At 58.2% G+C, this 16,143-nt stretch carries 15 protein-coding genes; 1 reads left to right on the top strand and 14 read right to left on the bottom strand.

The features are described 5' to 3' along the window. Positions 1-70: 70 nt before the first annotated feature. Positions 71-523, bottom strand: coding sequence for a PaaI family thioesterase (locus tag LJU32_12655; GenBank protein ID WKV90873.1), 453 nt, complete (start codon positions 521-523; stop codon positions 71-73). Beyond that, the gene (locus tag LJU32_12650) at positions 520-996 is read right to left on the bottom strand and encodes a PaaI family thioesterase (GenBank protein WKV90872.1); all 477 of its coding nucleotides are present in this window, start codon (positions 994-996) and stop codon (positions 520-522) included. Before LJU32_12650 ends, LJU32_12655 begins: the two co-directional genes overlap by 4 nt. Positions 997-1,154: 158 nt before the next feature. On the opposite strand from LJU32_12650, the gene LJU32_12645 reads away from it, so the two are divergent. Then, positions 1,155-1,391 (top strand): hypothetical protein, encoded by a 237-nt coding sequence (locus LJU32_12645; protein ID WKV90871.1) that lies wholly within the window; start codon positions 1,155-1,157, stop codon positions 1,389-1,391. Positions 1,392-1,452: 61 nt separating this feature from the next. Here the strand turns inward: LJU32_12645 and LJU32_12640 are convergent, their stop codons facing one another. From LJU32_12640 to sdhC, 12 genes are all read right to left on the bottom strand, one after another. Then, positions 1,453-1,854, bottom strand: coding sequence for an MAPEG family protein (locus LJU32_12640; protein ID WKV90870.1), 402 nt, complete (start codon positions 1,852-1,854; stop codon positions 1,453-1,455). Beyond that, positions 1,854-2,591, bottom strand: coding sequence for a DUF599 family protein (locus tag LJU32_12635; protein WKV90869.1), 738 nt, complete (start codon positions 2,589-2,591; stop codon positions 1,854-1,856). The genes LJU32_12640 and LJU32_12635 overlap by 1 nt, the downstream gene beginning before the upstream one ends. Positions 2,592-2,850: 259 nt before the next feature. After that, complete coding sequence (gene brnQ, locus LJU32_12630; protein WKV90868.1) at positions 2,851-4,164, bottom strand: branched-chain amino acid transport system II carrier protein; 1,314 nt, start codon at positions 4,162-4,164, stop codon at positions 2,851-2,853. Between the two features lie 360 nt (positions 4,165-4,524). After that, positions 4,525-5,409: a succinate--CoA ligase subunit alpha gene (gene sucD / locus LJU32_12625; GenBank protein ID WKV90867.1), complete on the bottom strand. Its 885-nt coding sequence runs from the start codon at positions 5,407-5,409 to the stop codon at positions 4,525-4,527. Beyond that, positions 5,409-6,575, bottom strand: coding sequence for an ADP-forming succinate--CoA ligase subunit beta (gene sucC / locus LJU32_12620; GenBank protein WKV90866.1), 1,167 nt, complete (start codon positions 6,573-6,575; stop codon positions 5,409-5,411). The genes sucD and sucC overlap by 1 nt, the downstream gene beginning before the upstream one ends. 182 nt (positions 6,576-6,757) lie before the next feature. Continuing rightward, positions 6,758-8,194, bottom strand: a complete 1,437-nt coding sequence (gene lpdA, locus LJU32_12615) for a dihydrolipoyl dehydrogenase (GenBank protein ID WKV90865.1) — start codon at positions 8,192-8,194, stop codon at positions 6,758-6,760. Positions 8,195-8,301: 107 nt separating this feature from the next. Continuing rightward, positions 8,302-9,531 (bottom strand): 2-oxoglutarate dehydrogenase complex dihydrolipoyllysine-residue succinyltransferase, encoded by a 1,230-nt coding sequence (odhB, locus tag LJU32_12610; protein ID WKV90864.1) that lies wholly within the window; start codon positions 9,529-9,531, stop codon positions 8,302-8,304. Positions 9,532-9,575: 44 nt separating this feature from the next. After that, positions 9,576-12,407: a 2-oxoglutarate dehydrogenase E1 component gene (locus LJU32_12605; protein WKV90863.1), complete on the bottom strand. Its 2,832-nt coding sequence runs from the start codon at positions 12,405-12,407 to the stop codon at positions 9,576-9,578. A 250-nt stretch (positions 12,408-12,657) separates the two neighbouring features. Further along, positions 12,658-13,362: a succinate dehydrogenase iron-sulfur subunit gene (locus tag LJU32_12600; protein WKV90862.1), complete on the bottom strand. Its 705-nt coding sequence runs from the start codon at positions 13,360-13,362 to the stop codon at positions 12,658-12,660. An 11-nt stretch (positions 13,363-13,373) separates the two neighbouring features. Then, the gene (gene sdhA, locus LJU32_12595) at positions 13,374-15,146 is read right to left on the bottom strand and encodes a succinate dehydrogenase flavoprotein subunit (GenBank protein WKV90861.1); all 1,773 of its coding nucleotides are present in this window, start codon (positions 15,144-15,146) and stop codon (positions 13,374-13,376) included. 3 nt (positions 15,147-15,149) lie between these two features. After that, on the bottom strand, positions 15,150-15,518 hold the full coding sequence (sdhD, locus tag LJU32_12590; protein WKV90860.1) for a succinate dehydrogenase, hydrophobic membrane anchor protein: 369 nt from the start codon (positions 15,516-15,518) through the stop codon (positions 15,150-15,152). Continuing rightward, a complete protein-coding gene (sdhC, locus tag LJU32_12585; protein ID WKV90859.1) occupies positions 15,512-15,898 on the bottom strand; it encodes a succinate dehydrogenase, cytochrome b556 subunit in 387 nt (128 codons plus the stop codon). The genes sdhD and sdhC overlap by 7 nt, the downstream gene beginning before the upstream one ends. Between the last annotated feature and the right edge of the window lie 245 nt (positions 15,899-16,143).

Here is a 16,143-nt window from a genome sequence, read left to right as displayed (position 1 = left end):
CCAATCAGATGGCAGTGGCCGCGACCCGAAATGGTCTGCGGCGGGTTGTCATCTGAGTTGGGGGCGCTGTTCAGGATTTCAAGGGCTCATCAATTTTGAAGTGCGCACGGGCGGTGGCGATCGGTTCGGCCTCGGTACTCTGCCACGCCGTGACCGCAACGTTGGCCACGCGCCGGCCCTGACGGCAGACCTGGCACCTGGCCCAGGTGTCGCGAAACTGCCCGGCGCGCAGGTAATCGAGGGAAAAATCGATGATCTTCGGCACACCCGGCGTGCCGATAAATATCAGCAAATGCAGGGCTGCGGCCAGCTCCATGAAGCCGGCAATCACCCCGCCGTGGATCGCCGGCAATAAAGGGTTACCAATGTTGTCCTTGTTCGCCGGCAGCTTGAACAGCAACTCATCGCCGACTCGCGAGCACTCGATACCGATCAGCCCGGCGTAAGGGATCAATGCCAGCAGCGGCGCGTAATCGCCCTGCGCGTGGGCCTGTTGCAGCTGCTCCCTGAGGTCGTTGCTCATTGGCTCGCTCCCTTGATCGCGCCCGCGAAACCCTTGCTGCCCTTCAGACCGATGCCCATGCGCATGAATGTGCCGACGACGTGGGCAATCGGTTGCTCGGGATCGTCCTGGTAGGCAAAACCCCGGGCAAAAATCACGTCGGTGGTAACGCGGTAGCACTGGGCGAAGCCATACACCGCTTTATGCGGTTCGGCGGCGTGCATGTAGTCGATGCGCAGATCAAGAGTCGGGCAGACTTCGAACTCTGGCAGCACGCACAGGGTCGACATACCGCAAGCGGTGTCCATCAGCGAAGTGATGGCGCCGCCATGGATGACGCCGGTTTCGGGATTGCCGACGATTTTTTCGCTATACGGCAGGATCACCGTCAGCCCTTCGCTGGAGGCACTGTGCACGTGCAGGCCCAAGACCTGACAGTGGCGCAATGCCGATAAAAAGCGCGTCGCGCGCTCAAAAACAGGGTTTTCGGCCATGTGATAATTACTCGCGTTTGGGCCTTGTGCCAGTAGTGAGAAAAGCGGCAAAAGTTCCGTGATAAAACAAACTTATATATCTGAAACAATTGAGGAACTTAACCCGTAGCGCCGAGTTCTTAAGGCCAGTAGTTATTTTCCATAAGGAGATACACCCCATGCGTAAGACTTTAGCTATTGCCTTGATGTTGACCGCTTCCCTCGGTCTCGCTGCCTGCGATAAAAAATCCGAGGACAAAGCTCAAGATGCCAACCAACATGCTGAGCAAGCTCAGCAAGACATGAACAAAGCTCAGGATAAAGTGAACGACGCAGCAAAAGAAAACGCCGAAGCTGCCAAAGCTCAGGCTGAATCGAACGCCGCTGCTCAAGAAGAAGCCGCCAAAAAGCAATAAGCTTTCTGGTGTGAAAGAAAACCCGCCAAGTGCGGGTTTTCTTTTGCCTGCGATTTACCGGTTAGAGCAACACGGTTCTAAAAGTCGGACTAATCATCAGCAACAACGAACAGATGAAGCCAACTAGCCACATCAGGCTGCGCAACTTCGCCAGATCCGCCAGATAGAACCACAGATAGAACACTCGCGAGATCACGAAGATGATCGCCAGCGCATCGATCAGCCAACCCGCGGTTTGCGTGGTGTGCGCCATCAGCACACCGACCGCGAACAGAATGAAGGCTTCGATGCTGTTCTGATGGGCCGCCAGCGCCCTCGCACCGAAGCCGGTCAACTGCGCCTGCTGCTGCCGGGGCAAGTGATTGTCATAACCGCCCTGCTCTTTCATGGCCCTCGCCACCGGCATGCGCGCCACGTAGATCAATAAAGCACTGATAAACACACACCAGAACGGAATACTCATCAAACAGCCTCTTTGTTTGCCTCAGGGACGGGCGCCTCTGTAGGGGTATAGACCATGACATCGAGAACGTCGGAATGAAACTCGCGGCGGTACAAAACCACCACGACACCGGCGCTCATGATCATGAACAGCCACGGGCTGACGAACCACGCCAACATGCTCATGCCGAAGTAATAAGAACGCAGGCCGAAGTTGAACTGGTTGGCCGCCATCGAAATCACCCGCGCCGCCCGTGAAGCGAAGGCCTTGCGTTCCTGCTCGGTCACTTGGCGCTCGCCGATCATCGGCGCTGAACCGACCAGAATCGCCGCGAAGTTGTATTGGCGCATGCACCAGCTGAAAGTGAAGAACGCATAGACGAACACCAGTGCCAGGCACAGCAACTTGATCTCCGACATGCCTTGCGACGCCTGCTGCACCATCGGAATATCCGCCAACAACGACACGGCTCGGTCGGACGCACCGAGCACGGTGAGAATACCGGCGAGGATGATCAGCGTGCTGGATGCGAAGAACGAGGCGTTGCGCTCCAGATTGCCGATCACGCTGGCATCGGCGATGCGGTTGTCACGCAGCAGCATGCGGCGCATCCAGTCTTCGCGGTAAAGGTGCAACACGCTGGCCAGACACGCCGTATCACGGGCCTTCCAGGTGGCATAACGGGTGTAACCGCCCCAGCAGACGACAAACCAGACGGCGGCGAGCAAGTGGATCAGATTGGCTTGGATGAACGACATGCAATTCCTCGTGAGATGTAGACGCTGTACACCTGTAGGAGTGAGCCTGCTCGCGATAGCGGTTTTTCATTCAATAGTGACGTGACCGACAAACCGCTATCGCGAGCAGGCTCACTCCTACATAAAAGCTAAGCAACCCTTCGACGTTAGCTCAGCAAAAAGACACTGCCTCACGCGCATAAAAAATGCCCCGTATCGATTGATACGGGGCATTTCTGTTTAACCGTGCTCGACCCGCTTGTGGCGGGGCCAAACTACGTCAGGCAGTGACTTCGCTGCGCTTGCCCAGCAGGCGATCACAGACCACGGCGACCACCAGGGTCATCACGCACGGGACCAGCCACGCCAGACCCTGCTCGCTCAGCGGCAGATGGGTCAGCTGAGTTGGCATCCAGTCGGCCAGACCAGCGCCTTTCAAGGCGTCGATGGTGCCGAACAGGAACGACACCAGCATCACCGGGCCAAGAATGCGCCCGTGCTCATGCCAGAAATCCTTGCAGAAGCTCAGCGCGACCAGAACGATGCACGGCGGGTAGATAGCGGTGAGTACTGGAATCGAGAAAGCAATCAGCTTGGTCAGACCAAGGTTGGAGACCAGCAGCGAGAACGCTGCGAGGATAATCACCAGCGTCTTGTAGGACAGTGGCAGTACACGGCTGAAGTACTCAGCACAGGCACAGGTCAGACCGACCGCCGTGACCAGACACGCCAGCGAGATCAGCACCGCAAGGAAACCGCTGCCCAGCGAACCGAAGGTGTGCTGCACGTAGGCATGCAACACCGCCGCGCCGTTGGTGGCGCCGACCGCGACTTCATGGCTGCCGGATCCGAGGCGGAACAGGCTGACGTAGACCAGTGCCAGACCCACGCCGGCAATCAGCCCGGCGATGATCGCGTAACGGGTGATCAGCGCCGGCGACTCGACGCCACGGGAGCGGATCGCGTTAACGATAACAATGCCGAACACCAGTGCCCCGAGGGTATCCATGGTCAGATAACCATTAATGAACCCTTGCGAAAATGGCGCGGCGACGTATTCCGGCGTGCCGTGACCGATGTCACCTGCCGGCAAGGCAAATGCAGCGATACCCAACACTGCCAGCGCGATGATTTTCAGCGGCGCGAGGAAGCGGCCAACGGTATCCAGCAAACGCCCAGGGTAGAGCGAAATGAAGAACACCAGCAGGAAGTACACCGAGCTGTAGAGGAACAGCGCCAGCGGGCTTTCGCCGGTCAACGGCGCCAGACCCACTTCGAAGGATACGGTCGCGGTGCGCGGCGTGGCGAACAGCGGCCCCACGGCCAGATAGCACGCCGCCGCGAGGATACCGCCAGCGATCTTGCCGATCGGGCTGCTCAACGCATCCATCGCGCCGCCGACCTTGGCCAACGCCACCACGGTCACTACCGGCAAACCTACGGCAGTGATCAGAAAGCCCAGCGCGGCCATCCAGACGTGAGGTCCGGCCTGCAAGCCGACGATCGGCGGGAAAATGATGTTACCGGCCCCGACAAACAGGGCAAACGTCATAAAACCAAGTGCCAGGATGTCCTGACCTTTCAAAACTTTCATTAAGGTAATACCACACTACTGAAATCGGAATTTAGAGGGGGATTGCCCTGTTGGATTAGGGAAATGCTGTCGATCCGTATGGGACTGACCCTTAAAGCGCGTGGCTGCCTTGTGGGCGGCGGACGCAAAAATGGCTGCCAGCCTAACGAATTTGCCTGACAAACGCACTGTTGGAGGGCGAACTATCCGATACGCGACGTTTCCGTGTCGCGTTTACATAAGAAAAGCAGCTGCAAGCTACAAGTTTCAAGCTGCAAGCTTTTATCTTGCAGCTAGCCGCTTGAAGCTTGAAGCTGCCCTTAAACGACAAAGGCCACCCGAAGGTGGCCTTTGTTGCTGGAACAAAAAGTCAGCCGAAGCTTACTTCTTCACTTCCCAGCCAGTCAGCTCGGCCAGGGCCTTGCCGATGTCTGCCAGCGAACGCACGGTTTTTACGCCTGCGTCTTGCAGCGCAGCGAATTTCTCGTCTGCAGTGCCTTTGCCGCCAGAGATGATTGCGCCAGCATGGCCCATGCGCTTGCCCGGAGGAGCAGTCACACCAGCGATGTAGGAAACAACCGGCTTGGTCACGTTAGCCTTGATGTAGGCAGCCGCTTCTTCTTCAGCCGAACCGCCGATCTCGCCGATCATCACGATCGCTTCGGTCTTCGGGTCTTCCTGGAACAGCTTCAGGATGTCGATGAAGTTCGAACCCGGGATCGGGTCACCGCCGATGCCGACGCAAGTCGACTGACCGAAACCGGCGTCAGTGGTCTGCTTCACAGCTTCATAGGTCAGGGTGCCGGAACGCGAAACGATACCGACCTTGCCTGGCAAGTGAATGTGACCTGGCATGATGCCGATCTTGCATTCGCCTGGGGTGATCACGCCTGGGCAGTTAGGGCCGATCAGGACTACGCCCAGCTCGTCGCACTTAACTTTGGCGTCCAGCATGTCCAGGGTAGGAATGCCTTCGGTGATGCAGACGATCAGCTTGATGCCGCCGAATGCCGCTTCCAGGATCGAGTCCTTGCAGAACGGAGCCGGAACGTAGATCACGCTGGCAGTAGCGCCAGTGGCAGCTACTGCGTCTTTGACGGTGTTGAACACTGGCAGACCCAGGTGCTCGGTGCCGCCCTTGCCTGGAGTTACGCCACCAACCATCTTGGTGCCGTATTCGATGGCTTGCTGGGTGTGGAAACTACCTTGCGAACCGGTAATACCCTGGCAGATAACTTTGGTGTCTTTATTGATCAGGACGCTCATTATTTGCCCTCCGCAGCTTTGACAACTTGTTGAGCAGCGTCGGTCAGGCTGGTAGCAGCGATGATGTTCAAACCGCTTTCTGCCAGTACTTTAGCGCCCAGCTCAGCGTTGTTGCCTTCAAGGCGAACAACAACCGGGATTTTCACGCCGACTTCTTTCACGGCGCCGATGATGCCTTCGGCAATCATGTCGCAGCGAACGATGCCGCCGAAGATGTTGACCAGTACTGCCGCGACGTTCTGGTCGGACAGGATGATCTTGAACGCTTCAGTAACGCGTTCCTTGGTAGCGCCACCACCTACGTCGAGGAAGTTGGCTGGCTTGCCGCCATGCAGGTTGACGATGTCCATGGTACCCATGGCCAGACCGGCACCGTTGACCATGCAGCCGATGTTGCCTTCCAGGGCTACGTAGTTCAGTTCGAACTTGGCAGCGTGCGCTTCGCGCGGATCGTCCTGCGACGGATCGTGGAAAGCCTTCAGCTTAGGCTGACGGTACATGGCGTTGGCGTCGATGTTGATCTTCGCGTCCAGGCAGTGCAGATCGCCGTCAGCCTTGATCACCAGCGGGTTCACTTCCAGCAGAGCCAGGTCGTGGTCTTTGAACAGCTTGGCCAGACCTACGAAGATCTTGGCGAACTGAGTGACCTGCTTGCCTTCCAGACCCAGCTGGAATGCCAGCTCGCGACCCTGGGATGGCTGAGCGCCAACCAGTGGATCGATAGTGGCCTTGAGAATTTTTTCTGGAGTGTCGTGAGCGATTTTCTCGATGTCCACGCCACCTTCGGTGGACGCCATGAACACGATGCGACGGCTCGAACGGTCAACGACAGCGCCCAGGTACAGCTCTTTAGCGATATCAGTGCACGATTCAACCAGGATCTTGGTGACTGGCTGGCCATTGGCGTCAGTCTGGTAAGTCACCAGACGCTTGCCCAGCCACTGCTGTGCGAAGGCTTTGGCGTCTTCTTTGCTGCGAACCAGCTTTACGCCGCCCGCTTTACCGCGACCACCGGCGTGAACCTGGGCTTTGACGACCCACTCGTTGCCGCCGATCTTGTCGCAAGCTTCTGCTGCTGCTTCCGGGGTGTCTACTGCGTAACCAGTGGAAACTGGCAGGCCGTATTCAGCGAACAGCTGCTTACCCTGATACTCGTGAAGATTCATGCTTTTTACCGTCTTCGTTAGGTACTGCGCATTCGGCGCTGCGCTCGTTTGAGTGCCGCGCCACCTGTGACTGCTGCTTGCGTAGCTGGGCTACGCAAGACTGCGTCCGGCGGACATTCCGCGGTGAGTCTTGCTCGCAAGGCTCACGACGGGCCGTTGCCGCCGTGGTTTCTTATTATGTCTTAACGCTTCTTGCGGTTGGCAATGTGAATGGCGCCGCCATTCACTGCCAGAGCAGCTTCGTGCAAGGCTTCGGACAGGGTCGGATGGGAGAAGACCATCATGCCCAGGTCTTCAGCGCTGGTGCCGAATTCCATACCGATCGCGCCCTGCTGAACCAGTTCTGCAGCGCTCGGGCCAATCACGTGCACGCCCAATACGCGGTCGGTCTTGGCATCGGCGATGACCTTGACGAAACCACCGGTATCGTTGGCAGCCATGGCACGGCCGGAAGCGGCGAACGGGAAGGTGCCGACGTTGACTTCAACGCCTTCGGCCTTCAGCGCCTGCTCGGTTTTGCCAACCCACGCGATTTCCGGGTGAGTATAAATAACCGAAGGGATCAAATCATAGTTCATCTGAGCCTTGTGGCCCTTGATGCGCTCGACAACCATGATGCCTTCTTCCGAAGCCTTGTGGGCCAGCATCATGCCGCGAACCACGTCACCGATGGCGAAGACGCCCGGTACAGCTGTGACGCAATGGTCATCGACCGCGATGAAACCGCGCTCGTCGATTTCCACGCCGCAGTCGGCAGACAGCAGATCAGTGGTCACCGGACGGCGACCAACGGCTACGATCAGCTTGTCGAAAGTGATGGTCTGTTCGCCGTTGGCATCGGTGTAGTTGACGACGACTTCTTCGCCGTTGACTTTCGAACCGGTAACGCGAGCGCCCAGCTTGATATCCAGACCCTGTTTGGTCAGGGTTTTCAGCGCTTCCTTGGAAACAGCGGTGTCCGCTGCCATCAGGAAAGTGTCCAGCGCTTCGAGAACAGTCACTTCTGCACCCAGACGCGACCATACCGAACCCAGCTCCAGACCGATCACGCCAGCGCCGATCACGCCCAGACGTTTAGGTACGGACTGGAATTCCAGCGCGCCAGTCGAATCGACGATGACTTTCTGGTCAACCGGAGCCGGTGGAATGTCGATCGGACGCGAACCTGGCGCGAGGATGACGTTTTCCGCTTCGATGACTTCAACCGAACCGTCCGGCTTGGTGACTTCGACTTTCTTGCCGGCCAGCAGCTTGCCGTGGCCCTGGATCGAAGTAACGCCGTTGGCCTTGAACAGGGTGGCAACGCCGCCGGTCAGGTTCTTGACGATGCCAGCCTTGCGGCCAACCATCGCAGCGACGTCCATTTTGACTTCGCCGGTCGAGATACCGTGAACGTTGAAGCTCTCTTTGGCTTCCTTGTATTTCCACGAGCTGTCGAGCAGCGCCTTGGAAGGAATGCAACCCACGTTCAGGCAGGTACCGCCCAGGGCTTGCTTGCCCTCTGCGTCGGTGTACTTCTCGATGCAGGCAGTGGTCAGGCCCAACTGAGCAGCCTTGATGGCCGCTACATAGCCACCAGGGCCGGCACCGATCACTACTACGTCAAATTTCTGCGACATTCAAAAATCCTCTTTAGCAATAAAGCTACAAGCCGCAAGCTTCAAGCTGCAAGCCCACCCGCTCGCCTTGAGCTTGAGGCTTGTAGCTGAAAGCTTGCAGCTGCTTTTTAGATATCCAGCAACAGACGAGCCGGATCTTCCAGCAGGTTCTTGATGGTCACCAGGAAGGTCACAGCTTCTTTGCCATCGATCAGGCGGTGATCGTAGGACAGAGCCAGGTACATCATCGGACGGATCACGACCTGACCGTTGATGGCCATCGGACGCTGGATGATGTTGTGCATGCCCAGGATCGCTGCCTGCGGCGGGTTGACGATCGGCGTCGACATCATCGAACCGAAGGTACCACCGTTGGTGATGGTGAAGGTACCACCGGTCATCTCGTCCATCGACAGTTTGCCGTCACGGGCTTTCTTGCCAAATGTTGCGATGCCGCCTTCGATTTCAGCCAGGCTCATCAGCTCGGCGTTACGCAGAACCGGTACCACCAGGCCACGGTCGCTGGAAACGGCAACGCCGATGTCCGCATAGCCGTGGTAAACGATGTCGCCGCCGTCGATCGACGCGTTGACAGCCGGGAAGCGTTTCAGCGCTTCGGTGGCCGCTTTCACGAAGAACGACATGAAGCCCAGGCGTACGCCGTTGTGGGACTTCTCGAACAGGTCCTTGTACTTCGAACGCAGGGCCATAACTTCGGTCATGTCGACTTCGTTGAACGTGGTCAGCATCGCCATGTTCGACTGGGCTTCAACCAGACGCTTGGCCACAGTGGCACGTACGCGAGTCATCGGTACGCGCTTCTCGATGCGGTCGCCGGCAGCGAACACAGGCGCAGCAGCCGAAGGAGCAGCAGCCTTGGCAGGTGCGGCAGCCGGAGCGGCTTTCTTCGCAGCAACAGCAGCAACCACGTCTTCCTTGGTCACACGACCACCTTTGCCGGTACCGGCAACGGAAGCGATGTTGATGCCGTTTTCTTCAGCCAGCTTGCGAGCGGCAGGAGCGGCGATCGGGTCATCTTCGCCATCGGCAGCAGCCGGTGCGGCAGCGGCAGTAGCGGCCGGAGCAGCAGCAGCGGCGGCAGGAGCGGCAGCAGCAGCGCCGCCCTCTTCGATCGAGCCCAGGACCTGGTTCGACAGAACGGTAGCGCCCTCTTCGGCAACGATTGCGCCCAGCACGCCGTCTGCTTCAGCCAACACTTCGAGCACGACTTTGTCGGTTTCGATGTCGACGATCAGGTCGTCACGCTTGACGGCCTCACCTGGTTTCTTGTGCCAGGTGGCAACGGTGCCATCGGCAACCGATTCCGGGAATGACGGGGCTTTGATTTCGATAGCCATTATCTGTGGGTCCTTAAAATTCGGTTTCAGTCAGCGCGAAGGCGTTAAACAGTGAAAGCGTCTTGCAGCAGTTTTTCCTGCTGCTCGGCGTGCATCGATGCATAACCACAAGCTGGTGCAGCCGAAGCCTCACGGCCCGCGTACTCAAGTACGAGAGTCTTGTCGAGGTTGGCGATGCTGCGACGCAAGTGATGCTGGCTGCAGTACCAGGCACCCTGGTTCATCGGCTCTTCCTGACACCAGACGGCATGTTTGACGTTGGTGTACGGAGCCAGGACTTCTTTCAAGTCGTCCTCAGGGAACGGATACAGCTGCTCGATACGCACGATGGCGATATCTTCGCGGCCTTCGGCACGGCGTTTTTCCAGCAGGTCGTAGTAGACCTTGCCGCTGCACAGAACCACGCGCTCGACCTTTTTCGGGTCCAGAGCGTCGATTTCCGGGATCACGGTCTGGAACGAACCTTCGGCCAGATCTTCCAGCGTCGAGATGGCCAGCTTGTGGCGCAGCAGCGACTTCGGCGTCAGCACGACCAGCGGCTTGCGCAGCGGACGGATCACCTGACGACGCAGCAAGTGGTAGATCTGTGCCGGCGTGGTCGGCATGCACACCTGAATGTTGTGCTCGGCGCACAGCTGCAGGTAGCGCTCAAGACGTGCCGAGCTGTGCTCAGGGCCCTGGCCTTCGTAACCGTGTGGCAGCAGCATGGTCAGACCGCAGAGACGGCCCCACTTGTGCTCACCGCTGGTGATGAACTGGTCGATCACGACCTGTGCACCGTTGGCGAAGTCGCCGAACTGGGCTTCCCAGATCACCAGCGCATTTGGCGTGGTGGTCGAGTAACCGTATTCGAATGCCAGTACCGCTTCTTCCGAGAGGAACGAGTCGTACAGGTCGAAGCGAGGCTGACCGTCGTACAGGTTCTGCAGCGGAATGTAGGTGCCCGCGTCTTTCTGGTTGTGCAACACAGCGTGACGGTGCGAGAACGTACCGCGGCCGATGTCCTGACCAGTCATGCGAATCGGGTGACCTTCGAACGCCAGGGTCGCGTACGCCATGGTTTCGGCGTAACCCCAGTTGATCGGCAGGCCGCCGGCTTGCATCTTCTGACGGTCTTCGTAGATCTTCGCGACCTGACGCTGGACCACGAAGCCTTCCGGAATTTCCAGCAGCTTGGCGGACAGCTCTTGCAAGGTCTTCAGATCGAAGCGCGTGTCGTGACGCGCGGTCCAGGCGTGGCCCAGATACGGACGCCAGTCGACGAACAGCTCTTTGTTCGGCTCTTTGACCAGCGATTTCACCACGTGCAGACCGTTGTCCAGCGCGTTGCGGTATTCGTCGACCTTGGCCTGAACACGTTCAGCGTCGAGCACACCGGCCTGGGTCAGGCGTTCAGCGTACAGCTCGCGGGTGGTGCGCTGCTTGGTGATCTGCTGATACATCAGAGGCTGGGTGCCGCTTGGCTCGTCGGCCTCGTTGTGGCCGCGACGACGGTAGCAGACCAGATCGATCACCACGTCACGCTTGAACTGCATGCGGTAGTCGATGGCCAGCTGGGTCACGAACAGCACGGCTTCCGGATCATCACCATTCACATGGAGGATCGGCGCCTGGATCATCTTCGCAACGTCGGTGGCGTACTCGGTGGAACGCGAGTCCAGCGGGTTGCTGATGGTGAAACCAACCTGGTTGTTGATCACGATGTGCACGGTACCGCCGGTCTTGAAACCGCGGGTCTGCGACATCTGGAAGGTTTCCATGACCACGCCCTGACCGGCGAATGCCGCGTCACCGTGGATGGAGATCGGCAGTACCTTCTCACCGGTCAGGTCGTTGCGACGGTCCTGACGGGCGCGCACCGAACCCTCGACCACCGGGGAAACGATTTCCAGGTGGGATGGGTTGAACGCCATGGCCAGGTGAACTTCACCGCCGGTGGTCATCACGTTGGACGAGAAGCCCTGGTGATATTTGACGTCACCGGAACCGAGCTCGACCTTCTTCTTGCCTTCGAACTCGTCGAACAGCTCGCGCGGGTTCTTGCCGAAGGTGTTGACCAGTACGTTCAGACGGCCACGGTGGGCCATGCCGATGACGACTTCCTTGGTGCCGTACGAGCCGGAACGCTGGATCAGTTCGTCGAGCATCGGAATCAGGCTTTCGCCGCCTTCCAGACCGAAACGCTTGGTGCCCGGGTATTTGGTGCCCAGGTATTTTTCCAGGCCTTCACCGGCAGTCACGCGCTCAAGCAGGTGGCTCTTGATGTCGGCGGAGTACGTCGGACGGCCACGCACGCTTTCCAGACGCTGCTGGAACCACTGGCGCTGCTCGGAATCGGTGATGTGCGTGAATTCAGCGCCGATGGTGCGGCAATATGTCTGCTGCAACGCTTCGTGAATTTCGCGTAGGCTCGCTTCCTCTTTGCCGATGAACAGGTCGCCGGCACGGAAGGTCGTATCAAGATCGGCATTGGTCAAGCCGTAATGATTGATCGACAGGTCTGCAGGTGCAGGACGCTGCCACAGCCCCAGCGGGTCAAGCTGGGCTGCCTGGTGGCCACGCATACGGTAGGCCTGGATCAATCGCAGCACTTCAACTTGCTTCTTCTCGTGCTCACTGCTCACGCTGCCGGCGGAAACCGGTTGGGCGCGGCGCTGGTTCTTTGCCAGCAGCACGAAATGATCGCGAATCGTCGAGTGCGAAACATCAGTGGCAGAGTTGCCGTCGGCTGGCAACTTCTGAAAGTAGGTGCGCCACTCTTCTGGCACAGCGTTAGGGTCGTGCAGGTAGAGCTCATAAAGCTCTTCCACATAGGCAGCGTTTCCACCTGAAAGGTAGGCGCTGTTCCACATGCGCTGCATCACGCTTTCTTGCATGCTTGGTCACCCTCGGTTGGGGAACACCATCGGTGTCGACACCGAGCAAACTTGCAGAAGTCCGAATGCAGCGACTAAAACAAGCCACCTAGGATCACACTGATAGTCCGGGTACCAGCCCGGATGCCCCTGCTTGTCTCATTTCTTCAAAAGAAGAGCTGCAGCTTATGGCTACTGCTCTGGTTATAGCCATGACGCGGGTTGAAGCCCGCGCCACAGCCTCTACGGTGCAACGGTTACAGCAGCTGAATCACACGCCGCTCGAAAGCAGCATGTTACGGATGTGACCGATGGCCTTAGTCGGGTTCAGGCCTTTCGGACATACGTTGACGCAGTTCATGATGCCCCGGCAGCGGAAAACGCTGAACGGGTCGTCAAGCGAAGCCAGACGTTCGCTGGTCTTGGTGTCGCGGCTGTCTGCCAGGAAGCGGTAGGCTTGCAGCAGTGCAGCTGGACCCAGGAACTTGTCCGGGTTCCACCAGAAGGACGGGCAAGAGGTCGAGCAGCAGGCGCACAGGATGCACTCGTACAGACCGTCGAGCTTTTCACGCTCTTCTGGCGACTGCAGACGCTCGATGGCCGGAGCCGGCGTGTCGTTCTGCAGGTAAGGCTTCACCTTCTCGTATTGCTTGTAGAAGATGCTCATATCGACGACCAGGTCACGGATAACCGGCAAACCTGGCAGCGGACGAACGATCAGCTTGTTGCCTTTTACAACGGCAGACAGCGGCGTGATGCAGGCAAGACCGTTCTTGCCGTTGATGTTCATGCCGTCGGAGCCGCAGACGCCTTCACGGCAGGAGCGACGATAGGAGAAACCTTCGTCCTGCTCTTTGACCAGGGCCAGCACGTCCAGCACCATCAGGTCTTTACCACCGGTATCGACCTGGAAATCCTGCATGAACGGCGCAGCGTCCTGATCAGGGTTGTAGCGATAAACACTGACTTGCAACATGGCGGTCACCCTTAATAAGTCCGGACTTTAGGTTCGAAAGTCGGAACAGTCTTCGGCGAGAAGTTCACGGCACGCTTGGTGACGCGCTTGTCACCCGGGAAGTACAGGGTGTGGCACAGCCAGTTTTCGTCATCACGGTCTTCGAAGTCTTCACGGGCGTGAGCGCCGCGGGACTCTTTACGTACTTCGGCCGCGATGGCGGTAGCTTCAGCCACTTCCAGCAGGTTTTGCAGTTCCAGCGCTTCGATACGTGCAGTGTTGAACGCCTGCGACTTATCGTTGATCTTCACGTTGGCGATACGCTTACGCAGATCGGCCAGTTGAGCGATGCCCTTCTGCATGTATTCGCCGGTACGGAATACACCGAAGTAGTTCTGCATGCAGCTTTGCAGCTCGCGACGCAGGGTTGCAACGTCTTCACCGTCGGTACGGTTGTTCAGCGCGTTCAGACGCGACAGTGCAGCTTCGATGTCTGACTCGGTAGCGTCGTCGTATTCGATGCCATCGGTCAACGCCTTTTCCAGGTGCAGGCCGGCAGCGCGACCGAACACCACCAGGTCGAGCAGCGAGTTGCCACCCAGACGGTTGGCACCGTGCACCGATACGCAAGCCACTTCACCTACGGCGAACAGACCAGGAATAATCTGATCGACGCCTTCGGCGTTCTGGGTGATCGCCTGGCCATGAATGTTGGTGGCAACGCCGCCCATCATGTAGTGGCAGGTCGGAACAACCGGAACCGGAGCAACCACCGGGTCAACGTGAGCGAAAGTCTTCGACAGTTCGCAGATGCCTGGCAGACGGCTGTGCAGCACTTCCTCGCCCAGGTGGTCGAGTTTGAGCATCACGTGGTCGCCATTCGGACCGCAACCGTTACCGGCGATGATTTCCTTGACCATCGAACGGGCAACCACGTCACGACCAGCAAGGTCTTTCGCGTTCGGAGCATAACGCTCCATGAAACGCTCGCCGTGCTTGTTGATCAGGTAACCACCTTCACCACGGCAACCTTCGGTAACCAGTACACCGGCGCCGGCGATGCCGGTCGGGTGGAACTGCCACATTTCGATGTCTTGTACCGGCACGCCAGCACGCAGAGCCATGCCGACGCCGTCACCGGTGTTGATCAGGGCGTTGGTGGTGGACGCGTAGATACGGCCTGCACCGCCAGTGGCCAGAACGGTGGCCTTGGCACGGATGTAGGAGGTTTCACCGGTTTCGATGCAAATCGCGATCACACCGACGAATTCGCCTTCCTGGTTTTTCACCAGATCAACAGCGTAGTACTCGTTGAGGAACGTGGTGCCGGCTTTCAGGTTGCCCTGATAAAGCGTGTGCAGCAGCGCGTGACCGGTACGGTCGGACGCAGCGCAAGTACGTGCAGCCTGACCGCCCTTGCCGTAGTCCTTGGACTGGCCACCGAACGGACGCTGGTAGATGCGGCCTTGCTCGGTACGCGAGAACGGCAGACCCATGTGGTCCAGCTCGAAAACAGCGGCCGGGCCTTCCTGACACATGTATTCGATAGCGTCCTGGTCACCGATGTAGTCGGAACCCTTGACGGTATCGTACATGTGCCAGCGCCAGTCATCGTTCGGGTCGGCGGAAGCGATGGCGCACGTGATGCCGCCCTGCGCGGACACAGTGTGCGAACGGGTCGGGAAAACCTTGGTGATCACCGCAGTTTTGTGGCCGCCCTGTGCCAGCTGCAGCGCAGCGCGCATGCCGGCACCGCCACCACCAATAATGATGGCGTCGAAAGAAATCGTTGGAATGTTAGCCATGAATCAGATACCCCAGAGAATCTGCACACCCCAGACGAAGTAAGCGAACATCGCAACGCCGCATACTGCCTGGAAAAGGAAACGTATCGCCGTTGCGGACTTGCCGAACGCCATTGGCGTCAGGTAGTCGGTCGCGATGGTCCACATGCCGACCCAGGCGTGAGCGCCCAGAGCAACAAGGGCCAGCAGGCTGAAAATACGCATTCCGTTGTGAGCGAACAGTTCATGCCACTGGGCATACTCGAGGCCAGGATTGGCGACGATGTATCCGATCAGAAAGATGAAGTAAGCCGCGAGAACGACCGCAGACACACGCTGTGCCATCCAGTCATAGAGGCCCGAACGCGACAGGTTAGTGACGTTAGTTACCATATCCAGACTCCTGCCAGAACGATTACCACCACGGAAACGGCGATAACGATTTTCGAGCCCAGTTTGCCGCCTTCCAGCGTCTCACCGATGCCCATGTCCATGATCAAGTGGCGCACACCGGCTACCAGGTGATACAGCAGAGCGGACAGGATGCCCCAAATCACTAGCTTGGCTAGCGGACTGGTCAGACACGCTTTCACCTGACCGAAGCCTTCCTCGGAGCTCAGCGACTTGTCCAATGCGTAAAGCATGATGGCAAGGCACACGAAGAGGATGACACCGGAGATACGGTGAAGAATGGACGTGTAAGCAGTGACTGGGAGTTTGATGGTCCTTAGGTCTAGGTTTACAGGTCGTTGGCTTTTCACGGCTTTTTTCACACTGAAGAGCCCCTAACAATCAGGGCAAAGTTGTTGGGGAGTGCACTGGTCAGGTAACCACCACCCAGGGATGCGACCCCCAATGAAAGCAAGCCCAAAAGCCCTTGGCGGTCGGTGGCCGAGTATAGACAGTTAGGCTACTAATGACAACGCGTTCACCTACCCCCAATAGCGGATTGCACAAGTTGCATAAAAGGCGTAAATGGCAGGCAATTTCGAGGAAAAAGTCGGCTTAAAGCCTTCTG

This window comes from Pseudomonas sp. B21_DOA (assembly GCA_030544685.1).
Lineage (GTDB): Bacteria > Pseudomonadota > Gammaproteobacteria > Pseudomonadales > Pseudomonadaceae > Aquipseudomonas > Aquipseudomonas fluorescens_AO.
Note: the sequence above shows the minus strand (reverse complement) of the source record. Positions and strands in the feature narration are given on the sequence as shown.

Excerpts from the sequence above, each read along its gene's own strand:
- brnQ (WKV90868.1), bottom strand. The coding sequence starts at position 4,164 with ATGAAAGTTTTGAAAGGTCAGGACATCCTGGCACTTGGTTTTATGACG.
- odhB (WKV90864.1), bottom strand. The coding sequence starts at position 9,531 with ATGGCTATCGAAATCAAAGCCCCGTCATTCCCGGAATCGGTTGCCGAT.
- lpdA (WKV90865.1), bottom strand. The coding sequence starts at position 8,194 with ATGTCGCAGAAATTTGACGTAGTAGTGATCGGTGCCGGCCCTGGTGGC.
- LJU32_12605 (WKV90863.1), bottom strand. The coding sequence starts at position 12,407 with ATGCAAGAAAGCGTGATGCAGCGCATGTGGAACAGCGCCTACCTTTCA.
- LJU32_12600 (WKV90862.1), bottom strand. The coding sequence starts at position 13,362 with ATGTTGCAAGTCAGTGTTTATCGCTACAACCCTGATCAGGACGCTGCG.
- sucC (WKV90866.1), bottom strand. The coding sequence starts at position 6,575 with ATGAATCTTCACGAGTATCAGGGTAAGCAGCTGTTCGCTGAATACGGC.
- sucD (WKV90867.1), bottom strand. The coding sequence starts at position 5,409 with ATGAGCGTCCTGATCAATAAAGACACCAAAGTTATCTGCCAGGGTATT.
- sdhD (WKV90860.1), bottom strand. The coding sequence starts at position 15,518 with ATGGTAACTAACGTCACTAACCTGTCGCGTTCGGGCCTCTATGACTGG.
- LJU32_12640 (WKV90870.1), bottom strand. The coding sequence starts at position 1,854 with ATGAGTATTCCGTTCTGGTGTGTGTTTATCAGTGCTTTATTGATCTAC.
- LJU32_12650 (WKV90872.1), bottom strand. The coding sequence starts at position 996 with ATGGCCGAAAACCCTGTTTTTGAGCGCGCGACGCGCTTTTTATCGGCA.
- LJU32_12655 (WKV90873.1), bottom strand. The coding sequence starts at position 523 with ATGAGCAACGACCTCAGGGAGCAGCTGCAACAGGCCCACGCGCAGGGC.
- sdhA (WKV90861.1), bottom strand. The coding sequence starts at position 15,146 with ATGGCTAACATTCCAACGATTTCTTTCGACGCCATCATTATTGGTGGT.
- LJU32_12645 (WKV90871.1), top strand. The coding sequence starts at position 1,155 with ATGCGTAAGACTTTAGCTATTGCCTTGATGTTGACCGCTTCCCTCGGT.
- LJU32_12635 (WKV90869.1), bottom strand. The coding sequence starts at position 2,591 with ATGTCGTTCATCCAAGCCAATCTGATCCACTTGCTCGCCGCCGTCTGG.